General features: G+C 61.2%; 15 protein-coding genes. 12 read left to right on the top strand and 3 right to left on the bottom strand.

Going from position 1 to position 20,444, the window contains the following annotated elements; all coding sequences use genetic code 11:
* Nucleotides 1–18 precede the first annotated feature (18 nt).
* From HMPREF2751_RS01640 to HMPREF2751_RS01595, 10 genes are all read left to right on the top strand, one after another.
* Entirely contained in the window at nt 19–1,047 is a 1,029-nt protein-coding gene (locus HMPREF2751_RS01640) for a helix-turn-helix transcriptional regulator (RefSeq protein ID WP_049189894.1), read from the top strand.
* On the top strand, nt 1,047–2,078 hold the full coding sequence (locus HMPREF2751_RS01635; protein WP_049170545.1) for a helix-turn-helix transcriptional regulator: 1,032 nt from the start codon (nt 1,047–1,049) through the stop codon (nt 2,076–2,078). The genes HMPREF2751_RS01640 and HMPREF2751_RS01635 overlap by 1 nt, the downstream gene beginning before the upstream one ends.
* A gap of 74 nt (nt 2,079–2,152) precedes the next feature.
* Nucleotides 2,153–2,464 carry a Sec-independent protein translocase subunit TatA gene (gene tatA, locus HMPREF2751_RS01630; RefSeq protein WP_049170543.1) on the top strand — a complete coding sequence of 104 codons (312 nt, stop codon included), beginning with the start codon at nt 2,153–2,155 and terminating at the stop codon, nt 2,462–2,464.
* An 18-nt stretch (nt 2,465–2,482) separates the two neighbouring features.
* On the top strand, nt 2,483–3,709 hold the full coding sequence (gene tatC / locus HMPREF2751_RS01625; RefSeq protein ID WP_065421641.1) for a twin-arginine translocase subunit TatC: 1,227 nt from the start codon (nt 2,483–2,485) through the stop codon (nt 3,707–3,709).
* A 24-nt stretch (nt 3,710–3,733) separates the two neighbouring features.
* Entirely contained in the window at nt 3,734–6,520 is a 2,787-nt protein-coding gene (locus tag HMPREF2751_RS01620; RefSeq protein WP_049193517.1) for a DEAD/DEAH box helicase, read from the top strand.
* 89 nt (nt 6,521–6,609) lie between these two features.
* Entirely contained in the window at nt 6,610–7,725 is a 1,116-nt protein-coding gene (locus tag HMPREF2751_RS01615; RefSeq protein WP_053093005.1) for a M24 family metallopeptidase, read from the top strand.
* A gap of 32 nt (nt 7,726–7,757) precedes the next feature.
* Complete coding sequence (locus HMPREF2751_RS01610; protein ID WP_049193518.1) at nt 7,758–8,522, top strand: SDR family NAD(P)-dependent oxidoreductase; 765 nt, start codon at nt 7,758–7,760, stop codon at nt 8,520–8,522.
* Nucleotides 8,519–9,745, top strand: a complete 1,227-nt coding sequence (locus tag HMPREF2751_RS01605) for a bifunctional cobalt-precorrin-7 (C(5))-methyltransferase/cobalt-precorrin-6B (C(15))-methyltransferase (RefSeq protein ID WP_070549296.1) — start codon at nt 8,519–8,521, stop codon at nt 9,743–9,745. The genes HMPREF2751_RS01610 and HMPREF2751_RS01605 overlap by 4 nt, the downstream gene beginning before the upstream one ends.
* Nucleotides 9,746–9,791: 46 nt before the next feature.
* A complete protein-coding gene (gene cobM / locus HMPREF2751_RS01600; RefSeq protein WP_016422807.1) occupies nt 9,792–10,565 on the top strand; it encodes a precorrin-4 C(11)-methyltransferase in 774 nt (257 codons plus the stop codon).
* Nucleotides 10,553–11,293, top strand: a complete 741-nt coding sequence (locus HMPREF2751_RS01595; protein ID WP_070595229.1) for a cobalt-precorrin-6A reductase — start codon at nt 10,553–10,555, stop codon at nt 11,291–11,293. Before cobM ends, HMPREF2751_RS01595 begins: the two co-directional genes overlap by 13 nt.
* 3 nt (nt 11,294–11,296) lie before the next feature.
* Here HMPREF2751_RS01595 and cobJ read toward each other — a convergent pair whose 3' ends face one another.
* From cobJ to cobG, 3 genes are read right to left on the bottom strand one after another with little or no spacing between them, the layout of a single operon-like run.
* Complete coding sequence (gene cobJ / locus HMPREF2751_RS01590; RefSeq protein WP_070595226.1) at nt 11,297–12,907, bottom strand: precorrin-3B C(17)-methyltransferase; 1,611 nt, start codon at nt 12,905–12,907, stop codon at nt 11,297–11,299.
* A gap of 3 nt (nt 12,908–12,910) precedes the next feature.
* A complete protein-coding gene (locus HMPREF2751_RS01585; protein WP_048734062.1) occupies nt 12,911–13,561 on the bottom strand; it encodes a precorrin-8X methylmutase in 651 nt (216 codons plus the stop codon).
* 11 nt (nt 13,562–13,572) lie between these two features.
* A complete protein-coding gene (gene cobG, locus HMPREF2751_RS01580) occupies nt 13,573–14,748 on the bottom strand; it encodes a precorrin-3B synthase (protein WP_070595224.1) in 1,176 nt (391 codons plus the stop codon).
* 251 nt (nt 14,749–14,999) lie between these two features.
* Here cobG and HMPREF2751_RS01575 point away from each other — a divergent pair, with 251 nt between their 5' ends.
* Entirely contained in the window at nt 15,000–16,562 is a 1,563-nt protein-coding gene (locus HMPREF2751_RS01575) for a lipase family protein (RefSeq protein ID WP_070595221.1), read from the top strand.
* A gap of 173 nt (nt 16,563–16,735) precedes the next feature.
* Entirely contained in the window at nt 16,736–20,386 is a 3,651-nt protein-coding gene (gene cobN / locus HMPREF2751_RS01570; protein WP_070595301.1) for a cobaltochelatase subunit CobN, read from the top strand.
* Nucleotides 20,387–20,444 lie beyond the last annotated feature (58 nt).

Below are 20,444 nucleotides of genomic sequence, written 5' to 3'. Positions count from 1 at the left end.
AAAAGGAGCCCCACAGTCGTGTCTGTCTCACCGGTATCGGAAAACCCCGGATCCGCTGCGATCAGTGAGAACCAACGTCAGGTTCAGCTGCTGTTGGCGCTTGCCGACGACACCGGGTGGGTCAGCGAGTCGTGGATCTCCAAACATGTCGAGGGTTACTCCCGTGTTTCCGAGGATTCCCGGGCTCGTTATTTACGTGCGGACACCGCGGCACTCCTGGCAGCCGGGGTCCCGGTGGAGGTTTCGTCGTCAAGCGCGGGCGATAAGGTCAAACGTCTGCGCCTGAACAGACTACGGTGGCCCCAGCACGACCCCGAGTTCACTGAAGCGGAGGCTTCGGTGGTTTTCCAGGCGGCGAATGCGGCGTTTGGTTCGGAGGAGCTGAGCTCGACGGCTGTGGCGGCGTGGCGGAAGCTCGCATCGTTTGCGCAGCGCAGCGCCATTGCGAAGCCGGATGAGTCGGTGGTGGTGGCCGATGCGGTGGATATGAGTCGAGTGGATTTCAGCACACTGCTGACCGCGATGACCTCGCCGCGCCGGACAGTGGAGATGTGGTACTCCCGCCAGTACGGCGTGGATGATGAACTGCGCATGCTGGAGCCGTGGGGTCTGATTAACCTGCGCGGGCGCTTTTATGTGTTGGGCTTTGATCCGCAGCGTGAGGCCGCGCGTATGTTCCGGCTCAGCCGTATCCGCGATGTGTCGGATACAGGGACGTCGGCGACCCAGCCAATGCCCGATGGTGACTTGCAACAGATTGCGGAAAACATGTTGCACCGCGGTGGCAAGACCTATCAGGCGGTTGTTCGTATCGCTCCGAATACCTGCGCTGATGTGGTGATGAAAGCGACCGCGTTGGGGGATGGGCGCTACGAGCTGCCAGCGGCACCTGTGAGTGAGATTGTGTCCACAGGTTTGAGTTACGCACCGGATTTGATTGTGGAATCACCTGAAGAGGCACGGTCGGAGATTATTGCTCGGTTGGAGCAGGTACTCGCTCGCCATGGCGGTTCGAATGGTGCGAAGAACGCTTTGGAGGGCAACTAATGACAGTGCATGCAGCCCGGGAACTGGACGCAGGTGTCAGTGTCGACGAGTTGTTGGCGGTCGTACCGTACTTTTCGCAGCACCGTTCAATGACAGAGGCCGCTACCGAACTGGCCATACCTTTTGCCCGAATTCGGGCAATCGTGGAACAGATTGCAGATATTGACCAGCCGGGACTCCTCGGAGTGCGGGCTTTTGAAGTTGATTACCGCAACAGCTTTGATGTCCGTATTCGCCCTCAGGCAACGGTGCTCAGCCAGCCACGTGCGCTCACAGCCGAAGAAACCGCGACCTTGCTGCTCATCCTGGAAACCATCGAGGACTCCGCAGCCACCACTTCCTCCGAGGCCGCGCAGACGGCCGCGACAAAACTACGCAGTGCTCTGGGAATAAACGTCCCCATCATTGACTCGACCGCTGCGGAAAATGGCAAGGCCTTTTCCTTTTCTGAGCAGATTTATTCCGCGCTGCATCAGCGCAAGGTGTTGAAGGTGCGCTACCGGAATGCCTCAGGGCAGATTACAGTCCGTGAGCTTGACTGTGTCAACGTTTATACAGTTGAATCCACGACGTATCTCCGCGCTGTCGACCGTGCGCAGGAAGACCGTCGTCAGAAGAGCTTCCGCGTCGACCGCCTGGAGGCCGCCGAGGTCCTCGACACTCCCTCCGGTTTCCACCGCCCCGAGCCTGTCGATATCCGTGATCCCCACGCCTTTGGTGCGGAAACGGGAACGTCCGAATGGGCAAGTGTGCTTATCGACGCCGACGCCACCTGGATCGCAGACTATGAACCGGTCTTCTTTACTGAAGATGAGGGAGAAGAAGAGGATACCGAACTGGTCTCTGACCAAGGCTTAGGGCAGTCGGAATTTGTCGCTGACGTGCCGATGTCCGACTTGGCCGCAACAGTCTCCTTTGTGCTCCGCCGTTCACCGAGCGTAACGGTCGCTGAGCCCTTAAAATTGAAAAACGCCGTTGTTGCGCGAGCCCGCGAAGCTTTGGCAGAGTATGGTCGAAACGACAAGGCTTAAATCAAAGCTTAAATCGCGCACGATGTGGCAACTTGCCACTTGTATTTGTATTCATTTGAAAGGTCTCTAAGCGGATGCCGAACCTAGGTCCCTGGGAAATCATCATTATCCTGGTCGTTCTTGTCTTGCTCTTTGGTGCAAAGAAGTTGCCGGATGCCGCACGTTCGCTCGGCCGCTCCATGCGTATCTTCAAGTCCGAAGTCAAGGAAATGCGCAACGATGACGAGCACCAGGAGCAGGCTGCAATTCAGCAGGCTCCGCAGGCCCAGCCACAGCAGCCGTACCAGCCGCAGCAGCAGTACCAGCAGCAGGCACCGCAGGCTCAGCCGCAGCAGCCGTACCAGCCGCAGCCTGGCCAGAACAACCCTGGCCAGCCGCAGCAGTAGTAGAAGGCCGGTTGAAGCGTGACTTCAGCTACATCCACATCACGTCCTCGGAAGCGCCAGCGTAGGCGCAATCCCGAGGGCGTGATGACTATTGTCGAGCACATTCAAGAGCTCCGGCGTCGCCTCGTTCTCGCCCTCGCTGGTATTGCCGTCGGCACTGTTGTGGGCTTTATCTGGTATCAGACCGCCTTTACCATTGGTCAGTTCCGCATACCGTTTACCTCGGTCAATGTTGGCCCTGTGCACTTTAAGTCCCTGGGTGAGTTGCTCAAGGATCCGTACTGTCAGCTTCCACCCGAGATGCGTCTCGGCGGCGGTGAGGGCGCGGAGTGTCGTCTGCTGGCGACCAGTCCGTTTGAAATGTTCATGCTGCGACTGAAGGTCGGTGCGCTGGCCGGTCTGGTGATGTCGTCGCCATGGTGGCTCTACCAGATTTGGGCCTACATCACTCCCGGCTTGGTTCGGAAGGAACGCCGCACCACGCGCAGAGTTGTGACTGCCGCCGCGCTGCTGTTTGTCATGGGTTCCGTCCTGGCCTACTACGTTGTCGCCATCGGTCTGGAGTTCTTGCTCCAGATTGGTGAAGAGACGCAAATTTCTGCACTCACCGGTTCGCAATACTTCGGTTTCCTCTTGGCGCTCATCGTCTGCTTTGGCGTGAGCTTTGAGGTTCCGCTTTTCCTGGTCATGTTGAACATGGCCGGTGTCGTTACCTACGAGAGCATCAAGGACAAGCGCAGCATCATCATTATGTCGCTGTTCATCTTTGCGGCCTTCATGACTCCGGGGCAGGAACCAATATCCATGGTCGCAATGGCAACGGCACTGACGTTGCTGGTGGAAATCGCAATCCAGATTTGTCGTCTCCATGACCGTCGTAAAGCAAATGAGCGACCTGATTGGTTGGACGTCGATGACGAGCAAGGCTCCGGACCCATTACAGCGTCCGGCCCGATTGGCTCCGCCGGCGGTATCGGTGATGTGGGCGGCATTGACGCCCCGACTTCAGTAAGTGCGCCGACGTCGATTCAGCCGGGCGGCATGCCGACGGCATCAGCGGCCCCGACGACCTCTCCGGTCTCTGGCCCCACGCCAGTGAACGCGCCGACGCCGACGCGGGCATCCCAGATGCGTCCTACTCGCAATTCGCGTCCACCACGGCCACAGGGCATGATTCCGGAGACTCCGATGCCGACGCAGGACTTGCGAAATCGTCCGACGAGCGACTTTGATGATGTTCTCTAGCGCGGTTTATGACACTCTAGAGGCATGACTCTTCTCGGCGATTTCGTCAGCCAACAGGATTTCGATCTTGACGACTTTCAGCTCCGCGCCTGCCAATCAATTGAGGCAGGGCGGGGCGTTGTCGTCTGTGCACCCACCGGTGCGGGCAAGACCATTGTTGGCGAATTCGCTATTTATGCAGCTCTTGAGCGCGGTGGCAAGTGCTTTTACACCACACCTATCAAGGCGTTGAGCAACCAGAAGTACCACGACCTAATCGAGGACTACGGCGAGGACCGCGTAGGCCTGCTCACTGGCGACACTTCTATTAATGGCGACGCGGACATCGTGGTGATGACCACCGAGGTGCTGCGCAACATGATTTATGCGGACTCGCCGACGCTGAAGAGGCTCACGCATGTGGTGATGGACGAGATTCACTACCTCGCAGACCGCGAGCGCGGCGCTGTCTGGGAAGAGGTTATTTTGAACCTCGACCAGTCCGTGGCCGTCATCGGTTTGTCCGCGACGGTGTCCAACTCCGAGGAGTTCGGCCGCTGGCTGTCCACGGTGCGCGGGCACACGGACGTCATTGTCACGGATCTGCGCCCGGTTCCGCTGCATCAGCACATGCTGGTGGGAAACCGGCTCTATCCGCTTTTCGAGGCGAAGTCGGACAAGGTCAATCAGGACCTGTTGGAGGCGTGCCGTCGTGCCGAGTTCGGCTACGGCGACGCTGGGGCCAGGGAGCGCTACCAGTACAAAAAGCACAAGGGCGGTGGACGCTCGTATAGCTGGGGCGATAAGGGGCAGCGCAAGTTCCGCCCGCCGAAGCGCGGCGATGTTATCCGCATGCTCGGCTCCATGAACATGCTGCCCGCGATCGTTTTCATCTTCTCCCGCGCGGGCTGCGAAGGCGCGCTGGCGCAGGTCGGTGCTACGCGCGCAGAGCTCACTGACCGGGATGAGCAGGAGCGCATCGCCAAGATTATCGATGACGGTGTTGCACACATTCCGAAGGAAGATCTGCAGGTTCTCGGTTTCCTGCGCTGGCGCCGCATTCTCATCCGTGGTTTTGCGGCGCACCATGCGGGCATGCTGCCTGCGTTCCGGCACATTGTGGAAGAGCTCTTTAACGAAGGCCTGGTCAAGGTTGTCTTCGCCACCGAGACGCTTGCGCTGGGCATCAACATGCCTGCCCGCACGGTCGTGCTGGAGAAGCTGGTCAAGTTCAACGGCGAAGCACATGTGGATCTCACGCCGGGTCAGTACACGCAGATGACCGGTCGCGCTGGCCGCCGCGGTATTGACACTGTCGGCAATGCAGTGGTGCAGTGGGCCCCGGCAATGGATCCGAAGGCTGTCGCAGGGCTGGCATCTACGCGCACATACCCGCTGATTTCCACCTTCGCGCCGAGCTACAACATGAGCGTCAACCTCCTGCAGACGCTCGGTTACGACGGCTCGAAGCGCGTCATGGAGCGCTCATTCGCACAGTTCCAGGCGGATGGCGACATCGTCGGAGTCGCCGCCGAACTGTCCAAGGCAAAGCAAGAAGCCGCGGCCCTGCGTGCGGAACTGCTCGGCAGGGGAGCCGACGCGCACGCTGAAGGGGCGGAGGCTGAGGGGTCGTCGTCAAGCGAGGAAGGCAGTTCGCGTGACGACGAGCGCCTGACCCAGATGCTTGAATATCTGGATCTGCGCGCGAAGCTGACCCAGGAGGAGAAGAACGCCAAGCGCCGCAATATTGAAGACCGCCACACGGAAACAGTGACCGCGCTGCGCAGACTCCGTCGAGGCGAGGTTATTCCTCTGCCGAAGGGTAAGAAGGTGCAGCTGGCGGTCGTGTACCGAGAGGACCATTCGAAGTCGAATCCACGTCCCGGTGTCATCAGTGTCGGCGGGTTCGTGGGGCGTGTAGAGCCGCATATCTTCCCAGCGGCGCCGCAGACGGTCGGCGCGATTAAGCTGCCTCGGGATGCGGACCGGCATCCGCGACGTGCGCTCGGAATTGTGCGCGCAGAGATTGGCCGCAAGGGGCTAAAGGGACCAAAGCGGCTGAAGCGTCGCACTGGTGGCAACTCGCCGGCGGTGAGGAAGCTGCGACAGGAGCTGCGCGAGCATCCGCTACATGGCGATCCTGCGGTGGAGACGATGGCTCGTCACGCCGATACGCTACGGCAGGCCGAGGCGCATGTGGCCAAGCTGCAAAAGCGCGTCGATTCCGCCTCGGATACGTTAGCGCGCACATTCGACCGCATGCTGCAGTTGCTAACACAGATGGACTACGTCGAATGGCCGGAGGGCGCGGAGCCGACAATTACCGAGGAAGGCCTGCGGCTGGCGCAGATTCACAACGGCTCGGATCTGCTGGTGGCCACGTGTCTGCGCCGCGGTATTTGGGATGATCTGGACCCCGCGGAACTGGCCGGTGCGGTGTCGAGTTTGGTCTTTGAAAACCGCAAGGCCAGCCAAGGCAGTGACGAGGTGCCGACCGAGCCGCTGGCCAAGGCGCTGGGGAATACTTATCGCATTTGGGAGGAACTGTCGGAGGATGAGCGCCGCTACCGGCTGCCGCTGACGGACTTGCCGGATATGGCTTTTGCTACGGCGATTCATCAGTGGACTGCGGGCGCACCGTTGGGGTACTGCCTGCAGGCAGCGGCCGAAAGCGGCGCGGAGCTGACCCCGGGCGACTTTGTCCGCTGGTGCCGTCAGGTCATTGATCTGTTGCAGCAGATTAAGAAGACCGGCTACTCCACGGAGATTCGCGACAATTCCGCCGAAGCTATTCAGGCGATTCGCAGGGGCGTAGTGGCGCTGAACAATTAGTTGCCGGTTACGTTGGTCAGCCGAAGCCTCGCCGCCCCGAGGCCACTCAACCGGCGACGGGCACAGGCCGACGGGTACAGTTGGCAACTATGAGCAACGGTATCTTTAGCTTTGACATCTATCAGCAGCGTCTGGATCGCACTGCGGAGCTTCTCCGCAGCCGCAATGCAGACGCTGCAGTCTTTGGAACCGGCGCTGACCTGCAGTATCTCATTGGTTCTGCGGTCACTTCGCATGAACGCCTGACGGCGCTGGTGGTCACTGCATCCGGCACCACCACACTGGTACTGCCCGCCGTGGAGCGCGGGGATCTGCCGCTGTGTGCAATCGGTGATCTCAACGCCGATGTGGTGTTGTGGGAAGACGGAGAGAATCCGCACCGCATTGTCGCCGACTTGGTGGGCCACGTGGGCACCCTCGCAGTGGGAGCCTCTTTGACCGCTGACCACTTGATTCCTATCCAGGATCTCACCGGAGCCAAGACTGTGTTGGCCGGAGACCTTCTGAAGGAACTGTTCATGCGCAAGGACGCCGCTGAGATTGATCAGTTGCGCGAGGCCGGCGCCGCTATTGACCGCGTTCACGCTCGAGTGCCGGGCATGCTGCGCGCAGGTCGCACTGAGAGCGAGGTCGCCGACGAGATCTCGGCTGCCATCCTGGAGGAGGGGCACGTCGCCATTGACTTCGTCATTGTCGGCTCCGCTGAAAATGGCGCGAATCCGCACCACGATTTCTCCGACCGCGTCATCGAGGAAGGTGACGTGGTGGTCGTCGATATCGGAGGCACCTTGCCGCTTGGCTACCACTCCGATTGCACGCGCACCTATGTCGTCGGCAAGCCGGGGGAGAAGGAAGCTGCAGCGTGGGCGGCTCTGCGCAAGGCGCAGGAAGCTGCCGTGGCGGCGGTGCGCCCCGGTGTGACGGCTGCAGAGATCGATGCGATTGCGCGTAATAGCCTCACCGCTGCGGGCTACGGCGAGTACTTCATTCACCGCACTGGTCATGGCATTGGCCTGTCCACGCATGAAGAGCCGTTCATTATGGCTGGCAATGAGCTCAAGCTCGAGCCTGGCATGGCGTTTTCGGTGGAGCCGGGTGTGTACCTGCCGGGTGAGTTCGGTATGCGGCTGGAAGACATCATCGTTGTCACCGAAGACGGCGGAGAATCGGTCAATAATGGTCCGCACGATTTAATTACCGTCTAATCGAGGTTTAGAGGAAAGGTATTTTCTAGCGCATGGGACACGTACTCGTTCTTGGTGCCACCAGCGAGATCGGCGGGGAAGTTGCCGCGCGACTGGCCAACCACAACACCTTCACGCTCGCTGCGCGCCGCACTGAGGCGCTCGACGGCATTGCCGGTCGGCTCATCGACTCCGGTGCCGTCGCGGTGCACCGCATCCACTTTGATGCCGATGACATCGCGGCACACCGCCAGTTCGTCGAGCACGCCTGGCAGCACGGTCCCATCGACACGGTGATTGTCGCGTTCGGTATCCTCGGTGATCAACGGAAGTGTGAGGAGTCCGGCGAGGCTGCTGCGGCAGTCATTCATACCGACTTCACAGCACAGGCATCGATTCTCACTGAGATTGTCGCGCGCATGGAGTCCGACATCGCCTCCGGCACGCTGCCTGTGCGCGATAAGGTCGCGGGCCGCATCATGGCCTTTTCCTCTATCGCAGGTGCCCGCGTGCGCCGCGCCAACTACGTCTACGGTTCGGCGAAGGCCGGTCTCGATGGTTTCCTCCAGGGCATGCAGGACCGCCTGCGCGGGAGCCATATTCAGCTGACGATTGTCCGGCCGGGCTTCGTCATCGGCCGCATGACCGAAGGCATGAAGCCAGCGCCGATGTCCTCGCGCCCCGCCGAGGTCGCGGAGGCCGCCGTCACTGCTTTCGACGGTCGGAAGCCCCACGTCTGGGTGCCGCGTAAATTGGCATTGCTCGCACGCGCCACACATCTGACTCCGCGCTGGATTTGGCGGAAGATGCCCCGATGAGCCCAAAGCTTCGCGTCGTCGGCATCGGCTGCGACGGGTACCCTGGCCTATCCGCCCGCGCTGTCGAGGCGTTGTCGTCGGCTCGCCGCATCATTGGCTCTCCCCGTCAGCTCCATTTGCTTGCCGACGTCAACCTGGACGCCGACCTCTCACCTTGGCCAGGTGGCTTCTGGAAGGATTGGCGGGCCACCCTGGCAGATATTGACCCCGCAGTCGATGTCATCCTCGCCAGTGGCGATCCCATGTTCCACGGTGTCGGCGTGTCCCTGGTCCGGGAGCTCGGCCGTGGCGCCGTGGAGGTTATTCCAGCGCCATCGTCAGCCTCATTGGCCTGCGCTTACCTCGGCTGGCCCTTGCATGACACTCCGGTGATTTCGCTGGTGACAGGCGAGCCGGGGCTACCTGGTGCCGCGCGTGTCGTACCGGTAGCGGATTCACTACGGCCCTTCCTGGTGCTGTGCCGAAACGCGGACTCAGTGAAAGAGGTCGCTACGGTTTTAGCCGACCGCCCAGACACCAAGCTCACCGCGCTGACCAATCTCGGCGGCACGGAAGCTACAGGGCTGCCGGAGTCCGTTGCCGCAGGCACGGTGGCGAACCCACCAGTTCCAGCTGGCAACCTCACGGTGCTGGCGGTGGAGCCGTCGGGAAGCGCGCGCGGCTGGCTGCGCGACGGTGACTTTGATTCAGATGGCCAGCTGACGAAGGCGCCGATTCGCCAAATGACGGTCGCTGCGTTGGATCCGCGGCCGGGAGCGCTGCTGTGGGATGTCGGCGGTGGCACGGGGTCGATTGGCATTGAGTGGGCTCGGCACGGCGGACGTGCGGAAATTTTCGAGCGCGATGCTGTTCGTGCAGAGCGAATTGCTAAGAATGTGGCGGCTCTGTCTGGCAATGTGACCGTCCACCGCGGAGCGGCACCAGCGGTGTTGGCGGACTCGAATCTTCGCCCAGATGCCATTTTCATCGGCGGAGGTCTCACTGCTGACGGAATGATTGAAACCTGTTGGCAACGCCTTGCCCCGGGAGGCACCATCGTCGCAAACACCGTGACGCTGGAGTCGGAGGCTCTGCTGTGGCAGGCGCGTCGCGACTATGGCGGGGATGTCACCCGGCTTTCCGTGGAGCGCGCAGGTGCAGTCGGCAGTTTCACTGCGTGGCGCCCTACGTTGCCGGTGGTGCAGTGGGTGGCGGAGAAGCCAGTAGAGCCTGCGCTACCATAGACGTAATTTCTCTGTCTAGAAAATATTGAGGACTCTGTAACTCACAATGACTGTGTATTTCATCGGTGCAGGCCCGGGGGCAGCGGATTTGCTGACGCTGCGCGCGGACCGGCTTATTCGTTCCTGCCCAGTGTGCCTTTACGCGGGATCGATTGTCCCGCCTGAGGTGCTGGAACACTGCCCCGAAGGCGCAGAGATCATCAACACCGCGCGAATGCCGCTGGATACCATCATCGAAACCATTCAGGCAGCGCATGCGGCGGGCAAGGATGTCGCACGCCTGCAGTCCGGCGACCCGTCGGTGTGGTCGGCGCTGGCAGAACAGGTCCGTCGTCTCAGCGAGCTCGGCATTGACTACGAAATCGTTCCGGGTGTGCCGGCATTTTCCGCGGCGGCGGCCGCTCTGGGCCACGAGCTCACGGTGCCAACTGTTGGCCAGTCGGTGGTGCTGACTCGTATCTCCGGGCGCGCTTCCAAGATGCCGGAGGGCGAGACCCTGGAGAACTTCGGCCGCACGGGCGCAACTCTGTGCATTCACTTGGCCGCCCACGACATCGATCGTGTGGTCGAGGAGCTCACCCCGCATTATGGTGAGCACGGTCCGGTGGCAGTCGTGGCTTTCGCATCCCGTCCGGAACAGGTTATTCTCCGCGGCACGCTGTCTGATATCGCGCAGCAGGTCAAGGATGCAGGTGTGACTCGTACGGCTGTCATCATTGTCGGCAAGGTGCTCACCGCCGAGGCGTTCCCGGATAGCTACCTCTACAGCGATGATCGTCCACGCGATGAACACGGACGGACCATTCCATGCGTGCACTAATTCTGGGTGGAACTGCTGAAGCCCGCGCCCTGGCCAAGCGCTTAGTGGGCGAGGGCTGGTTTGTCACCTCTTCACTGGCCGGTCGCGTTTCTAACCCGAAGCTGCCCGTCGGCAATGTCCGCATTGGCGGTTTTGGCGGTCCCGCAGGACTGACTCGGTGGCTCATCTCCGATGCCACTGAAGTCATCATCGATGCCACGCATCCGTATGCAGAACAGATCAGCGAATCTGCTGCTGAAGCTGCCCGCGCCACCGGTATTCCGCTTGTTGCGCTGCATCGCCCTGCGTGGGAGAAGCAGCCAGGAGACAACTGGATTGAGGTGTCCTCCATGCAGGAGGCCGCGGACGTTGTTGCCGACCGTTTCTACAGCCCGTTTCTCACTATTGGCCGTCAGCAGCTTGCTCCATTTACCGGTGACTCCAACGGCCGTTACCTCATTCGCTGCGTGGAACAGCCCGCCCCGCCGCTGCCGAAGAATCGGAAGATTATTCTCAGCCGTGGGCCTTACGACGTCGCAGCGGAGCGCAAGCTCATGCGGGATTACGCCGTGGACTGCGTGGTAACCAAAAACTCCGGTGGTGCTGCTACTTACGCCAAGATTGAGGCAGCCCGCGACCTGAAGAAGCCGGTCGTTATCGTGCAGCGCCCACAGCTGCCCGGCGCGGATATCGCCACCGTCGCCACAACGGTGGATGAGGCGTACAACGCCGTCATCCGCCGAGCGTAGCGGCTAGGGCAGCAACTCGCCAGTTCCGCTGGTGCCGCCCTCACCGTAGTGGCGTGCGGTGTAGACCCGAGTGGTCTTGCCGGCACGATACGCCTTCGTCGACGACGAACCGATAATCACCATGGTTCGCATATCGACGACATCCGGATCGAACTCCGCCAACGTGGTCACGGTAACGTTTTCCTGCTCCGAGCCAACTGCCCGTGCCACAATCACAGGCGTTGTCGGCTCGCGGTATTCCAGGGCCAAGGCTCGCAGCTCTCGGATCTGCCATCTCCGCGACTTGGATGCCGGGTTGTAGACAGCAAATGCCATGTCTGCTCCGGCTACGGCACGCACTCGCTTAACGACGACCTCCCAGGGCTTCAACCTGTCGGAGAGACTGAGCATCGCAAAGTCATGGCCAAGGGGAGCACCCACTCGACTTGCGACAGCCTGAGCAGCAGTCATGCCCGGCACGACTCGAACTGGAATGTTTCGCCACATATCGTCATCAGCGACTTCCAGCACTGCGGCCGCCATGGCGAAGACCCCCGGGTCACCGGAACTGACCACCGCAACTCGACCTCCACGCTTGGCGATATCCAGCGCCATAGTGGCTCGCTCTGCCTCTACGCGGTTGTCTGAGAGGTGGCGGCGTTGCCCGGCGCGCTCAGGAACCCGGTTGATGTAGGTGGAGTAGCCAACCAGATCCGTGGCTCGGGCCAGTTCCTCGGTGACTTCTGGGGTGGTCCAGCGCTCCGCACCCGGGCCTAGGCCGACAACGACGACTTCACCAACTGCTGGGGCAGCCGACTCAGTCGCCGTATCGGTGACTGTATCGCTCGCCGCATCATTAGCTGGCTCAGGCGCCCCAGAAACACTCCGTTCAGTTCCGTAGACAGCGGAAGGCACGACGGCTACTGCGAAGTACGGAACTTTCTCCGGGTCTGCATCGGCCAGCGGGTAGCTGGTGTGCTCATTCATGGTTGCTCGCTCGACAACGTAGGCGCGCTCGAGCATGCCTGCGGACTGCAACGCTGTACGAACCTTCTCAACGTTTTTCCCCAGCTTCATAATGACTACACAGTCTGAGGCGTCAAGAACCGCAGCGATGCGCTCGGAATCAGCGGTGGCGGGAACAACGCTGACGATTTCGGTAGCCTCGCCGAGCGGCTGACCAATCTCTGCTGCCGCCGCAGTAATGCTGGCCACTCCAGGGACAATCTCAGTGGGAAAGTCCTCGCTGAGGGCGTGATGCAGATGCTGGTACGAGCTATAGAGCATCGGGTCACCGAGCGAAAGAACTGCAACACTTCGTCCCTCGGCCAAGTGCTTGTGCAGGCGAGCAGTGGCCTCTGCATAGAAACCGGCGAGCTGCTCGCGGTAGTCGACTGGGCGCCCGGTGGTCACCGGGTATTGCAATTGCTCTTCCACGGCAGCGTCGTCACGCGCGTCAATCAGTTCGGCGGCGATTGAGCGCGCCGTGGAACGTCCGTGAGTTCCTGCATGGTAGGCGATGACATCGGCTGTGCGGATGATGTCGGCACCGCGGAGTGTAATGAGACCTGCGTCGCCGGGACCGAGTCCGACGCCGTAGAGATGACCAGGCTGAGCACTGTAGGAGCCGGACATGGTTTAGATGATCTCCTTTGCGGTCGCAATGGCATTGAGGGCAGCACAGGTGATAGCCGAGCCACCGCGACGGCCGGTGACGGTGATGTACTTCAGCTCTGGGTTTTCGGCACCGGAGTCGATAGTGGCCTGCTTTGATTCCGCGGCACCGACGAAGCCCACTGGCATGGCCAAAATGGCAGCGGGCATGGGGAAGGAGCCCTCATTAATGCGGTTGAGCAGGTGGAAGAGGGCGGTGGGAGCGTTGCCGATGGCGACAACCGCGCCCTCTAGGCGTGGCTTCCACAGCTCCACGGCGGCAGCAGTGCGCGTGGTGCCGAGTTCTTGAGCCAGCTTGGGGACGCGCTCATCACGCAGCAGGCAGATGACCTCGTTGTCAGCAGGTAAGCGCTTGCGGGTAATACCCGAGGCGATCATGTTGACATCGGTGAAGATAGGAGCGCCTTCCTCGAGAGCCTGGCGAGCTGCGCGCACAGCTCCCGTGGAAAAGACGATGTCCTTGGCCAGGTCGGTCTGACCTGCTGCGTGAATCATTCTGACAGCGACGGTTTCCTCATCGGCATCGAAGCGGGAAAGATCGCTTTCTTCGCGAATGATGGCAAACGAGTTACGGTAAATATCCGCACCGTCGGTGTTGTACTCAAAGCGCTTCATAGGCTTAAAGCCTAGTCCACAGCAGTGACTTCGTATTCTCCGTCCCCGGTGGCGAGATAGTCGAAGTAACCGCCCTTGGGCTTGCCGCAGCGACGCTCACAACCGGAGAAGTGCACGCGCCCCTCGGGCAGTCGGCCATCGGCAATTGCGTGAGAAGCATCGCCGCGGGTGTCAGCCAGAGACTTTTTGCAGCCGGGGCGTCCGGTGCAGGCGCTGACGCGCAGCCAGGTGGACTTCCGGTCGAAGATCAGGCCATTGGGCGCCAATACCTTGACGACCTGTTCGGCAACTTCCTCTTCCAAATCGTGCAGAATCAGCGAGTACCACGGAGTGACGTGCACAGGAACTTGCGTGTGCGAGATCGCACGGGCCAGACGCGCCGGGAGGACGCCAAAGCGCAGGCCAGCGGCCAGGCTAACCAGGCCATCCGGCTGGTCAATCCAACCGATCTGGCGGGAAAGCCCGGCGGTGGCATCAAAGCTCTCAGCCGGGGTCGGCTCCTGGCGACGGACTCGGGCGCCCAATTCCTCGATTACGGCATCGGCAATGCGCTCGGCCGCATTGGCTTCCGCGATGCGCCAGGCTGAACCACGGCTGTCATTCCACACCTTCGCTGTGGTGATGAGAGCCTCCACGACGTCGTCACGCGGGACGACAAGCCCCGAGGTCGCGCCGCCAATGATGAGTTCGAACGTGCCCTCATCGTGGGCGACAACGCCGAAGTCGGGGCGCTCACCGAGCACGTCACCGCGGCCGTCGTCGAAAGCCATGAGTGTGCGACCTGGCAGTGTTGCCAGCGACGGCTCCGCGATGAGAGCCTTGTCGAACTCTTGAACCAGGTCACGCACATCAGCTTTACCGCCGACGCGACCGGACAGCGGCGACTGAAGAACGTTGCGTACGCGGTCGTGGCTGGTGGAGGGAACCAGCTTCTCTTCTTCCGCGGCATCGGCGAATGCGCCGGTGTTGGTGATGCCGCGGATCTGAACATTGCCGCGGGAAGTGAAGTGAATATCACCGTCGCCGAAATTCTCGGCCAAATCGGCGAGTACGGCGAAGCCCGGCGCGGGGAGAAAGCCTCCGGGGAAGCGCAGACGACCAATTGCGCCATCAGCTGCGATATGAACCTTGCGGCTGCCGGGGCAACCGTCCTGACGAGTGCGGGTTCCTTGATCAGATGCAGTCATACTCTCAAGAATACGCAAACACACACAGAGCTGAGCCCCCGAAAACAGGGGCACATTATCCGACTCCTTTCCAGCCCAACGAAACCCTTCTGAAGTGGAGTTTTGATACCCCTCCGCGAAAAACATACAAATTCTTCACTAAAATCCACCGATTTACCTTTTTAAAACTTTATTGTTTTCATAACCTAACTTCCTCTGAATTAAGGGAAGTTTTCATTGGGTTTTCAATCTGGGGTTATTCAGGAGATTTCATGCCACATCACGACGCTGAGGCACTCACGCACGAGGCACACGACACCGTCGGCACCGGCCGTGCCTCGACACAGACACGCTCTGCTTCACGACGAAACCGTCGCACCATCCGAACGGGAATCGGGGTAGCGCTAGCAGGTCTTATGACCATCGGCCTGGCTACACCTGCAAACGCACAGCCACTAAACATCCCAGGCCTATCGGATAGTGGGCTGGCGGATAAGGTGTCGTCGTCAAGCGCAAACCGCGAACTGCCTGGTTTCGGCCATGTACCGAACCCGAATATGGAAAGGCTACTCGGCATCGAGAAGGACGATGAGGAGTCTGACAGCGAGGACGCAGGTAGGCAGCTGACCCCGGAACAGGCACGCGTGGCCGCAGCCTCGCCGCTGAATTCTCTGCCGCTGACCCCGTCGCGCACGGCAAATGCCGGCACGCTGGTCAGCAGCGAGGATGCCGAGATGATGGTGAACGACAAGCTGTGGAATGTGGATGCCAAGCGTATTCACTACAACTCCACGGATTCCCTCGGCAATCCCAGTGTGGACACAGCCCTTGTGGTGACTCCGAAGACGGAGTGGAAGGGCAGCGGTCCGCGTCCGGTCGTGGCAATCGCTCCGGGCACGCAGGGTGGCGCGGAAAAGTGCGACCCATCAATCTCCTCACAGACCGGCCTGAAGATTGAGTTCGGCCCGTTGGACATTATTGCTCCATACGAGACGATTCCGATGGTCGCGAACTTGAAGCGAGGCGCGACTGTGGTGATGATCGACCACCACCGCAATTCCCAGGGTAATCAGGACTATGTCGACAACATCGCCTCAGCACAGTCGCTGTTTGATGCCGTGTCTGCCTCACACGAGCTCGGCGTGGACAAAAATGCGCCCGTGGGAATTTATGGCTACTCCCAGGGTGGCTCCGCAGCCGCTGCAGCCGCTGAGCGTGCAAGTGTCTACGCTCCTGAGCTCAACGTCGCCGCATCTGCCGCCGGCGGCCCGCCGTCCGATCTCGCAAACGTCCTCGACCAGATTGATGGCACTACGCTGACCGCCGCGATTGCACTGGCAATCAATTCTGTCCTGGATAAGGATCCGGAGCTGCGCCGAGTCCTCAAGGAAGAAATCAGCCCCGAAGGCAAAGAACTGCTGGACAACGTAGGCAACTACTGCGCGGGTGGCTTGGGTTTCCATCACTCCTTTGAAACCACTGACCAGTACACGACTAGCGGTGAGTCGCTCAGCGAGATGATTAAGCGCTACGAGCCGGTGCAGAAGGAACTCGCACGCCAGCGCGTCGGCAACTTCGTCCCCAATGCGCCGGTATACCTCTACTCGGGTGAGCATGATGACATCATCCCCATCAACCAGGTTCGCAAGCTGCGCGATGCCTGGCTGAATCTCGGCTTCACCGATCTGGAGTACGTCGAAAACACGACTTCACCGGTGCTACCGAAGACGGGCATTAACCATATCGTTCCGATGCTCGCGGAACTGACTAATGCCACGGACTTCCTCTGGTCCCACTTCCCAGATCAGCCGGCGGAGCAGTCGCTGGAACTCTAGCAATAGACGCTGCAGTAGAGTGATGGAGAAATCCACTGCCATGCCACTGACGAGAAGCTCGGTGAAAATCCGCACGGTCGCGCCACTGTCACAGTCAGACCTCGTCATCGGCTAAAAGGCAGACTCCCGCCGACCGGGGACGCGTTGCTCCCCAGGAAGTGAATGACTACACCGTGATTCTGCTGCTGTCGACCTCGGATACCGACCTTCTGTCCGCCCGCGCGGCCGCTCAGGCCAACCCGGAGGTGTCCTACCGTTGGGCAAACCCGGCGCGTCTGCTCGACGATGATTTGCCCACGCTTGCCGACGGCGCCGATGTCGTCATCATCCGACTTCTCGGTGGCCGCCGCGCCTGGGAATCCGGCATTGACTACTTTGTGAACTCCGGTATTCCCACCGTCCTCGTCTCGGGCGAGCAGGCGCCCGATGCCGAACTCACCGAGTACTCGACAGTTCCCGCAAACGTCGCCACGCAAACGCACATCTACCTGGCGGAAGGCGGCGCGAAAAACCTCGCACAGCTGCACAATTTCCTGTCGGACACACTGCTTCTGACCGGTCTTGGCTTTGAAGAACCAGCTCGCATGCCGGCCTGGGGTTTCCTGGAGCGCGACTCCAAGGTGGCCACGGAAGATTCCCGCGGCACCGTCGGCATTATTTACTACCGCGCCCAGCACCTGGCGGGAAATACGCACTACATTGAGGCTCTCGCTGACGCTGTCGAGGCTCGCGGCTACGTCGCCAAGCCCATCTTCACCGCATCCCTGCGCACCGCCAGCGACGAACTGCTCGCAGAGCTGGCGACCTGCGACGCGCTCATCACCACGGTGCTTGCCGCTGGCGGCAACCGCCCGGCACTCGCGCAGGCTGGCCAGGACGATGACGGCTGGGATGTCGCCGCACTCGCCGACTTGAACATCCCAATCATCCAGGGGTTGGCTCTGACCTCTTCCAAGGCGGCATGGGAGGACAACGACGAGGGCCTGTCACCGCTGGACGTCGCAACACAGGTCGCCGTCCCCGAATTCGACGGCCGCATCATCTCGGTCGCGTTCTCGTTTAAGGAAATCGACTCCGACGAGCTCATTTCCTACGTCCCAGATCTCGAGCGCTGCGACCGCCTCGCCGGCATCGCCACCCGTTACGCCGCGCTCCGCCACATCGACAACGCTGACAAGCGCGTCGCCGTCATGCTCTCTGCGTACCCGACCAAGCACGCCCGCATCGGCAACGCTGTCGGTCTGGACACACCAGCATCCACGTTGAAGGTGCTGCACGCGCTTGCCGACGCCGGATACAACCTCGGCGACACCACCAAAATCCCCGGATATGCCACCGCCGAGGATGGTGCCGATGAACCAGATGCGTTCATGCACGCCATCATCGAGGCCGGCGGCCAGGACCCGGACTGGCTGACCGAAGAGGTTATGGAGGCAGCCGAACTCCGCCTGCCCGCTGCCACCTACGAGAAGTTCTTCGCTACCTTGCCGGAAGAACTTCGCTCCGACATGCAGGACAAGTGGGGTGCCGCGCCGGGCACCCTGTACGTCCACCCGGATACCCAGGACATCTACATTGCGGGCCTGACCTTCGGCAATGTCGTGGTCATGGTGCAGCCACCGCGCGGTTTCGGTGACAACCCGGTGGGTATCTACCACGACCCGGATCTGCCGCCGACGCACCATTATCTGGCTTGCTACCGCTTCCTGTCGCTGTCGCAGGCGCAGGGCGGTTTCGGCGCTGATGCCGTGGTTCACATGGGCAAGCACGGCAACCTGGAGTGGCTGCCGGGCAAGACCGTCGGCCTTTCCGCTTCTTGCGGCCCGGACGCTGCCATCGGCGAGCTGCCAATGATCTACCCCTTCTTGGTCAACGACCCGGGCGAAGGCACACAGGCCAAACGCCGTGCTCACGCCACGCTTGTCGACCACCTCATTCCGCCGATGGCCCGCGCCGAATCCTACGGCGACATCACCCGTCTGGAACAGCTTCTCGACGAGCACCAGAACATCTCCGCCATGGACCCGGCCAAGCTGCCGGCCATCCGCCAGGAGATTTGGACGCTGCTGACCGCCGCGAAGATGGACCGCGACCTCGGCTGGGACGAGCGCCCGGACGAGGAGGTTTTCGATGACATGCTCATGCATGTCGACGGCTGGCTCTGCGAGATTAAGGACGTCGCCATCCGCGGTGGCCTCCACGTGCTCAGCCAGGCACCGGAAGATGAATCCCTGATCGGCACTGTGACCACCATGTTGCGCGCCCGCCAGCTGTGGGGCGGCAAGCAGACCCTGCCGGGCCTGCGCGAAGCTCTCGGCCTGGCCGAGGATGGCACCGATGAACGCCACGCTGTGGACTCTATCGATGCACTGGCTACGGCGCTGGTAACCGCCGTGGTGAAGAATCCCGACCAACCAGTGGCACAGATCGCGGCTGATGTGCTCGGCTCCGAGGAATTTGCCGATATCGCGGCACCAAACGGCCTCGATCAGGTTGTCGAGCTGCTGCAGTTCACCCGCGACGAAATTCTCCCGCGCCTGGCTGCTACCAGCGAGGAGATCCCGCGCATTCTTTCCGCTCTCGATGGCGAATTCGTTCCGGCTGGCCCCTCCGGTTCACCACTGCGCGGCCTGGTCAACGTGCTGCCAACTGCCCGCAACTTCTACTCGGTCGACCCCAAGGCGGTGCCGTCGCGCCTGGCTTGGGAAACCGGCGTCAACCTCGCCGATGGCCTGATTGAACGCTACCGCGCCGACCACGGCGAGTACCCGAAGTCGGTTGGCTTGTCGGTATGGGGCACTTCCGCCATGCGTACCTCGGGCGATGACATCGCCGAGGTGCTCGCGTTGATTGGTGTGCATCCGGTGTGGGATGACGCATCTCGCCGTATTGTCGGCCTTGAGCCGATTCCGCTGGAGGAGCTGGGCCGACCGCGCATTGACGTGACCGTCCGTATTTCCGGCTTCTTCCGTGATGCGTTTCCGCATGTTATCGACCTTTTGGATGACGCGTTTCAGCTCGTCGTCAAGCTTGATGAATCCGATGAGGACAACTACGTGCGCGCCCATGCGAAGGCCGACCAGCAGGAGCGCCCGCGCCGTATCTTCGGTTCCAAGCCGGGCACCTATGGAGCTGGCCTGCTGCAACTTATCGATTCCGGTTCCTGGCGCGATGACGCGGACCTGGCGAAGGTCTACACAACCTGGGGCGGCTACGCCTATGGCCGCGGCGTCGACGGGGAAGAGGCCGCTGACGACATGAAGACGGCCTACCGCCGTATTCAGGTTGCCGCGAAGAATGCCGATACCCGCGAGCACGATATCGCCGACTCCGATGACTACTTCCAGTTCCACGGCGGCATGATCGCCACGGTCCGTGCACTGACGGGTTCCGCTCCAGAAGCGTATGTGGGAGATTCCACGCGCCCGGACGCCGTGCGTACCCGCACCCTGCACGAGGAGACGCGACGTGTCTTCCGTGCCCGCGTGGTCAACCCACGCTGGATGCAGGCAATGCGTAACCACGGCTACAAGGGCGCCTTCGAAATGGCCGCAACCGTCGACTACCTCTTCGGTTACGACGCGACGGCGAAGGTCATGGATGACTGGATGTACGAAACGCTTACCGACGAGTACGTTGCGAACCCGGAAAACCGCGAGTTCTTTGAACAGTCGAATCCGTGGGCTCTGCACGATATTTCCGAGCGCCTGATGGAGGCCGCAGAGCGCGGTATGTGGGAAAACCCCGACCAGGAACGCATGGATCTGCTGCGCCAGACCTACCTGGATACAGAGGGCGACTTGGAGGAGCGCGCTGACCGGTAGGCGACCGCTAGTCGTCGTCTAACCGGCCGATAGCCGTAACCACTTGCTCATCTAGTGG

Origin of the sequence: Corynebacterium sp. HMSC063G05 (assembly GCF_001810555.1) — a bacterium.
GTDB classification, from domain to species: domain Bacteria; phylum Actinomycetota; class Actinomycetes; order Mycobacteriales; family Mycobacteriaceae; genus Corynebacterium; species Corynebacterium jeikeium_D.
This window is presented reverse-complemented; position numbering and strand designations above follow the sequence as displayed.

Bases quoted from the DNA above. Each gene is read 5' to 3' on its own strand.
- tatA (WP_049170543.1), top strand. From the start codon at position 2,153: ATGCCGAACCTAGGTCCCTGGGAAATCATCATTATCCTGGTCGTTCTT.
- HMPREF2751_RS01620 (WP_049193517.1), top strand. From the start codon at position 3,734: ATGACTCTTCTCGGCGATTTCGTCAGCCAACAGGATTTCGATCTTGAC.
- cobJ (WP_070595226.1), bottom strand. From the start codon at position 12,907: ATGTCCGGCTCCTACAGTGCTCAGCCTGGTCATCTCTACGGCGTCGGA.
- HMPREF2751_RS01635 (WP_049170545.1), top strand. From the start codon at position 1,047: ATGACAGTGCATGCAGCCCGGGAACTGGACGCAGGTGTCAGTGTCGAC.
- HMPREF2751_RS01585 (WP_048734062.1), bottom strand. From the start codon at position 13,561: ATGAAGCGCTTTGAGTACAACACCGACGGTGCGGATATTTACCGTAAC.
- HMPREF2751_RS01575 (WP_070595221.1), top strand. From the start codon at position 15,000: ATGCCACATCACGACGCTGAGGCACTCACGCACGAGGCACACGACACC.
- cobG (WP_070595224.1), bottom strand. From the start codon at position 14,748: ATGACTGCATCTGATCAAGGAACCCGCACTCGTCAGGACGGTTGCCCC.
- HMPREF2751_RS01615 (WP_053093005.1), top strand. From the start codon at position 6,610: ATGAGCAACGGTATCTTTAGCTTTGACATCTATCAGCAGCGTCTGGAT.
- HMPREF2751_RS01610 (WP_049193518.1), top strand. From the start codon at position 7,758: ATGGGACACGTACTCGTTCTTGGTGCCACCAGCGAGATCGGCGGGGAA.
- cobM (WP_016422807.1), top strand. From the start codon at position 9,792: ATGACTGTGTATTTCATCGGTGCAGGCCCGGGGGCAGCGGATTTGCTG.
- HMPREF2751_RS01595 (WP_070595229.1), top strand. From the start codon at position 10,553: ATGCGTGCACTAATTCTGGGTGGAACTGCTGAAGCCCGCGCCCTGGCC.
- HMPREF2751_RS01605 (WP_070549296.1), top strand. From the start codon at position 8,519: ATGAGCCCAAAGCTTCGCGTCGTCGGCATCGGCTGCGACGGGTACCCT.